This window comes from Streptomyces sp. NPDC059874 (assembly GCF_042731135.1).
In the GTDB taxonomy this organism is placed as follows: Bacteria; Actinomycetota; Actinomycetes; order Streptomycetales; family Streptomycetaceae; genus Streptomyces.
Genome location: NZ_JBHWJY010000163.1, coordinates 1 through 5,522 on the forward strand (window position 1 = coordinate 1; position 5,522 = coordinate 5,522).

The following is a 5,522-nucleotide window of genomic DNA, read 5'->3' on the forward strand; positions in this document are numbered from 1 at the left end:
TGCACAACCTCGCCCTCGCCGGATAGGCCAGCAGCCCACGCTACGGCCGACCGTGCCCAAGGCAACTCAAAGATCATTTACGGGACAGCCCTTAGGTGATGGGCGTCGTGTGATCTTCAGTGGTTGGCGTCAGTTGTTTGCACTGGGTGTGTGAGGCGTTTTTGCTGGTGGTTGGGGTGGGTGGGTTCGTGGGGATGTCGTTTTCTTGGTGAAGGTCGCTGTCGTTTTCCAGTGAAGGTTGGCTGTCGTTCGTGTAGCGCGTGAGGTCAGTTCTGCTGCAGGTTCTTGGCCTTGTCGCTGATGTGTTGTACCTGGGCGGCGGTCAGGGATCGGATGTCCCAGATCAGCTCGGCCACGTCGGCTGCCGCTGGGTTCTGTGGCGGGGTCTGGTCCGGCGGGTCGATTCCGGTCAGGGCGCCCAGGTCGTGGGCGTGGATGCCGAGCAGGATCGCGAAGTCGGCGAGGAGGTCGGGGGTTACTTCTTTGCGGCCGTGGCCTATTGCTCCGATGGTGGCTGTGGCGAGGAGCCGGCCCGTGAGGTGGTAGAGGGTCTTCGCGGAAGCCGTCCAGTTCAGGTTCCGATTGCCGAGCATGTGTACGAGCAGCGCGCCGTGGCTTGGTTGGTACTGCTCGTGCGCAGGCGGTGGCGGAGTTGGCTGTATCCGGTTGTGCCGGGGCAGTGACTGGGCGAGCTGACGGAGTTGTCGTCTGCGGTCTGGCGGGAGGGCCGTGGCGTCCCCAGCGAGCGAGGGGATCTGGCTGCCGGCCTTTGTGTCGAAGGGGGCCAACTCGTCAGGTACCGCCATTCCTGCGATGACGAAAAGGTCTGCGGTGTGCAGTTTCAGCGCGGGTGCGAGCCGCCGGAGCAGTGGTGGACGGGGTACGGCGCCGTCGAGTACTGCCTGGAGCTCGGATTCGGTTACGCCGGCCCGTTCGGACAGGTCGCTGATGCCGAGTTTCCGGAGGTCTGACAGTCGCGCTAGGAGTGCACCGAAGCCTGGATGTCCTGTCACGCCGCCAGCGTAGTGAGGTGATCACATTCATATGGCAACTCCGATTCTCCCGCTTCCCTCATTTGTGTTGGTCTGGTCGGCGTGTCGGGGTGGACAGCCTCATGTTTGGGCAGTCGCTGCCTGTAGGGGTTGCGGCTGGGGGTGAGGGGTGTCCGATCAGGTTTCTGCTGGTGAGGACATGCCGTGGTGCCGGGGTGCGGGGCGTGAGGGCGCGGTGGCGCGTCTCGTGGCGCTGGATTCTCGGGGTGAGTTGACCACGGACCACGCACGTCTGGTGGCGGAGGCCCTTGGGGTGTCGCTTCGGACGGTGTGGAGCTGGGTGGCGGTGGCCCGGCGTGAGGGTCGGCTCTCCGCGCGGACTCCGTCGCGGGTCGGTGTGGGTGCGGATCTGCGTGCGCGTCTGGCGGTGTGGGGCGGGAACGTGGCCGCGGTGCACCGGGAACTGGCCGCCGAGGCCGCTGCGGCCGGCGAGCCGGGTTCGGTTCCTTCTCTTCGTGCTCTGCAGCGCGCTGTTCGCCAGGACTTGTCGGCGGGGGAGCGGGCGGGGTTGAGGGGGCGGTGAGGGGGCGCGGCGTCGGTATGACGTGTACGGGAAGCGCCCGCTGACGCACCGGAACGCGTGCTGGGAGGGTGATCACAAGCGGATCCCGGTGCGTGTGGATGTCGAGGGCGCGGCGGTGTGTCCGTGGGTGACGTGGTTCATCGATGTCGCGTCGAAGGTGATCGTGGGGGTGGCGGTCACGCCGCATCAGCCGGCCATGGATGCGGTGCTGGCGGCGTTGCGTACGGGGATCAGCCGCCAGGATCCGTACGGGCCGTTTGGTGGCCTGCCGGGGATGGTCCGGGTGGACCGCGGTAAGGAGTTCTTGTGCCGGACGGTGGAACGCGCTCTGGGCGCCTTCGCGGTTCCGGTCCGTGATCTGCCTGCCTACAAGCCCTACCGCAAGGGCACTATCGAGGCCCTCAACGGTGCGGTGGAGGAGATGCTGCTGGTCGCCTTGCCCGGGTACACCCGCCGCGCCCGGCCCGCGGAGGCGTACCGGGCCGATCCGGTGGAGGATCTGCTGCCGTACGCCGACTTCGTGAAGGTGCTGCTGGACTGAGTGGCCTGGTGGAACACCGAGCACCGTCCGTCCGGCCTCACAGGTGGCCGCACGCCCGCGCAGGCCTGGGAGGCGGACCCGGCACCCGTCGAGGACATCCCGGAGGACCGGTTGGCGTTCCCTGGAGGACGACGGCCGCGTCCGGAAGATCACCACCAACGGGATCTCCTGGCGGCGCCGCGCCTACATCGCGGACTGGATGGCCGGCCATGTCGGTAGGAGGGTGCGGTTGCGGTACCTGCCGCACTTCGACGGGCGGATCGAGGTGTTCTCCATCGAGGGCTGGGGCCGGCATCTGGGCAGCGCTTATCTCGCCGAGGCCGCGACGCCGGCTCAGCGCCGGGCCTTGTCGCGGGTCCGTGAGAGCAGGGCCAGAGCGCTGAAGGCGGACCTGAAGGCGGCGGAGAAGCTGCGCCGTACCCGCTACACGGCCACTACGACGGCGGCTGCGCCGGGCCGGCGGCGCACGGAGACCGCGAGCGAGGCGGAGGCCGAGATAGTCCGGGCCGGGGCGGCGGATCTGGCGGCGAGAGCCTTGCCGGACCCGATCCCGCCGCGGGAGCCGCCTGAGGGCTGGGCCCGTCCCCGTCCGCGCCCCAGCACCACCACTTCGACCTCGAAGCACGGCCCTGGCACCGCCGTAACGGCCGACGCGATGGACACCGAGCCCGGTTCGGGCAGCAAGGAGTGACGCCGGATGGCTACCGCTGAACGCAGGGGACGTCTGCCCAGGGAGCGGGAGGAGCACTTCATGCGCCTGCCGGGCGCCCAGGTGGTCTCCACGCGTGCGCTGCTCACGGCCAGGGAGAACATCCGGGCCGCGATCGAGGCGAAGGCAATGATCTGCATTTACGGGCAGGCCGGCAACGGCAAGTCCTTCGCGGTGAACGCGTCACTGCGCGAGCTCGCGCCGAAACTGACACGCCGGATCCAGTTCCCCGCCCGCCCCTCCACCCGGGACCTGCGCCACGAGCTGTTCCATGCTCTCGGCCTGCAGGGGCGCCCACCCTCCCATGCGATCGAGTTCGACCGGATGCTGCGCGGCGCGCTGGAAGAGCCGCACGTCCTGGTCTGCGATGAGGCCCAGTGGCTGTCCAAGATGTGCTTCGAGTACCTGCGCTACCCGTGGGATGACGCCGATTCCGATCTCACGATCGTCTTCACTGGCGGCAACGGCTGCTTCGAGATGCTGCAGAGCGAGCCGATGCTGGAGTCCCGCGTGTATGCGTGGCAGGAGATCGACCGGATGTCGCTGGACGAGGTCCTGGCCGTTGTCCCGGCCTTCCACCCGATCTGGGCCGACGCCGACCCGGAGCTGATCGACTTGTGCGACCAGGAAGCGGCCCGCGGGAACTTCCGGGCCTGGGCGAAGATCACCCACCACCTCACCGTCGGGATGAAGGAGTCCGGACGCGGACGCGTGGACGAGGACTTGCTGCGCTGGGCTTACAGCAAGCTGAGCCACCGCGCGGCGGCCTGATGCTCCACTGTCCGAACCCGCCGCCGGTCACAGTGGTCCTGGACCCCTACCGCACGACGGACGCATCACCGTCCACCCCACCCCGGGCACCGACTCCGCAATCGCGCTCGCCTACGACATCCTCGCCGCCCTCGGTAAGCCCGTCCCCCTGGACGGCTACCACCAACTAGACCCCGCCCCGGCCTGGTCGATCGCTGCCGCCTGGATCCTGGCCACCCCCATCACCCACCTCACCCTCCTGCGTGCCCACCTGCTGACCCCGCACCGCTTCAAAGACCTCCTCGCCTTGCGCCGGCGCACCGGGGTCCGGCTGGTCCTCGTCTGCCACCACCGCGCAATGGGGGCCTTCCTGGAACGCGAACTGCAGCAGGTCCAGCACAGCATCGCCGAGGCATCCGCCCTGCTGCCCGAGCCCGAACCACCCACTCACAGACAGCAGGCATCTGGGCCGCTGCGCCCGCTGGCGAACCGCTGGATCGGCCTGCCGGCTCTGACCACCCTCACCGCCGACTACGACGACACAGCCAATCCCTGCCAGTGCACTGCGCCCATAGCCGCCGACCGCGACTTCTTCCCGCCAGCGATGCCTCACCTCACCGAGATGGAGGTCGCCTGGCGGCTTCACCATGCCACCGCGCATCCGTACCTGGCGGCGCACCTCGCCACGGCGGAGTTCACCGCGGCCTCGACCACCCAGCTCGATACCGTCCACGTCCGCGACCCGGCCCCGGACGGTACGACCATCACGCTTCACGACCACGGGCTTCGCCGGGGCTGCATGACCCACCACATCCCCACCTGGGCCCGCACCCTGCTACTGGCCGCAGCTTTCATCTGGAGGCTCAAGGCCGGAACCAACGGTCAGCTCTTCACCGATCCGATGGCCAGTACCGGCCAGCCGCCCCTGACCGCCTTCGCCGAGAACTGCAAACTTCGCCCACCACAGCCGCCGCGCCCCAAACGCCGCAAGCCGCGGAAGGGCACGACAGCAGCTCCGAAACCGGCTGAGAAGACCATCTGGCCTGTCTGCACGGTCCATTACCGGCGTCCCTGGGCTGCGCCTGGACCCGAGCGAATGTACGGGTGCCCGTACCCTCCTCCCCACACGCAGAGGACCATCGACAGGAGGAAGAAGGGATGGCTGCCGCCTGACTACAGTCTGCGCGAACTCCAGCCTCCACACTGGCCATTGGAGCTATCCCTGTAGCCCGGGACTAGAGCAGGAGAAGGTGAACCCTGCGGCCCACCCGGGGTTCACCAGGCACTTCGCAGCTTCACCGATCGGCGACACGGCGAGCCAGCTGTGGTGCAACCCATCGCTTCCAGAGTCAATCCGAAAGATAGAATAAGCATCGGCTGCCTGAGGTAGGTTGCCCGTGTGGCTGATGCTTCCGACTACGAGAAGGCCGTGCCCTGGATCCAGGATCAGGTGACGCGGTACGAGAAGGCCTTGACGGAGATCCGCACGACGCATGCTGGCAGACCGGCGCCGGAGGTGAAGGCGGCCCTCCTGGCCGCTGGCGAGAGGCATGGCGTGCGCATCGCGAACGAGGTCGCGCAGGACGCGGCCGAACGTATCGCTGACGGCACGCTGTAGACAACCAGCCCCAGATACAACCTTCAGACGGGATCCCGGCAGCACTCACACCAGTCCATAGCCAGCCGCCCGCGGAGCGGGCTTGTCCTGGAGGCGAAGCCGGAAGGACCAGGTGGGTGAGCGAAGCGGACCCACCCAACAGGCCGAAGTCCTGGACCTCGTGAAACGAGGTCACTTCCCGCGCGAAGCGCGGGAAGTCCGGGCCTGGCGGAGCCAGGCCACTGGGGTGAAGCGAAAGCGGAACCCCACCGGCCCGAAGCGAAGCGAAGGACTCCGGCCCGAAGGGCCGGCTCTGGCTCGGCGAAGCCGAGCCCCGCCGAGCGCAGCGA

7 protein-coding genes and 1 pseudogene are annotated in these 5,522 nt (G+C 68.1%); 7 read left to right on the forward strand and 1 reads right to left on the reverse strand.

Annotation, left to right across the window (positions count from 1 at the left end):
- Nucleotides 1-266: 266 nt before the first annotated feature.
- On the reverse strand, nucleotides 267-593 hold the full coding sequence (locus ACFV9H_RS41015; protein WP_385409044.1) for a hypothetical protein: 327 nt from the start codon (nucleotides 591-593) through the stop codon (nucleotides 267-269).
- 240 nt (nucleotides 594-833) lie between these two features.
- Here ACFV9H_RS41015 and ACFV9H_RS41020 point away from each other — a divergent pair, with 240 nt between their 5' ends.
- The 7 genes and pseudogenes from ACFV9H_RS41020 to ACFV9H_RS41050 all read left to right on the forward strand — a co-directional run bounded on the left by ACFV9H_RS41020 (nucleotide 834) and on the right by ACFV9H_RS41050 (nucleotide 5,193).
- Nucleotides 834-971, forward strand: coding sequence for a hypothetical protein (locus ACFV9H_RS41020; protein ID WP_385409046.1), 138 nt, complete (start codon nucleotides 834-836; stop codon nucleotides 969-971).
- Nucleotides 972-1,669: 698 nt separating this feature from the next.
- The gene (locus ACFV9H_RS41025; RefSeq protein ID WP_385409048.1) at nucleotides 1,670-2,116 is read left to right on the forward strand and encodes a transposase family protein; all 447 of its coding nucleotides are present in this window, start codon (nucleotides 1,670-1,672) and stop codon (nucleotides 2,114-2,116) included.
- 43 nt (nucleotides 2,117-2,159) lie between these two features.
- A pseudogene (locus ACFV9H_RS41030) lies at nucleotides 2,160-2,339 on the forward strand (hypothetical protein); the annotation flags it as partial.
- 6 nt (nucleotides 2,340-2,345) lie between these two features.
- Nucleotides 2,346-2,807: a hypothetical protein gene (locus ACFV9H_RS41035; protein ID WP_385409056.1), complete on the forward strand. Its 462-nt coding sequence runs from the start codon at nucleotides 2,346-2,348 to the stop codon at nucleotides 2,805-2,807.
- 6 nt (nucleotides 2,808-2,813) lie between these two features.
- Nucleotides 2,814-3,596, forward strand: coding sequence for an AAA family ATPase (locus ACFV9H_RS41040; RefSeq protein ID WP_385409050.1), 783 nt, complete (start codon nucleotides 2,814-2,816; stop codon nucleotides 3,594-3,596).
- Nucleotides 3,597-3,933: 337 nt separating this feature from the next.
- Nucleotides 3,934-4,803: a hypothetical protein gene (locus ACFV9H_RS41045; protein WP_385409052.1), complete on the forward strand. Its 870-nt coding sequence runs from the start codon at nucleotides 3,934-3,936 to the stop codon at nucleotides 4,801-4,803.
- 171 nt (nucleotides 4,804-4,974) lie between these two features.
- Complete coding sequence (locus ACFV9H_RS41050) at nucleotides 4,975-5,193, forward strand: hypothetical protein (protein ID WP_385409054.1); 219 nt, start codon at nucleotides 4,975-4,977, stop codon at nucleotides 5,191-5,193.
- The last annotated feature ends 329 nt before the right edge of the window (nucleotides 5,194-5,522 follow it).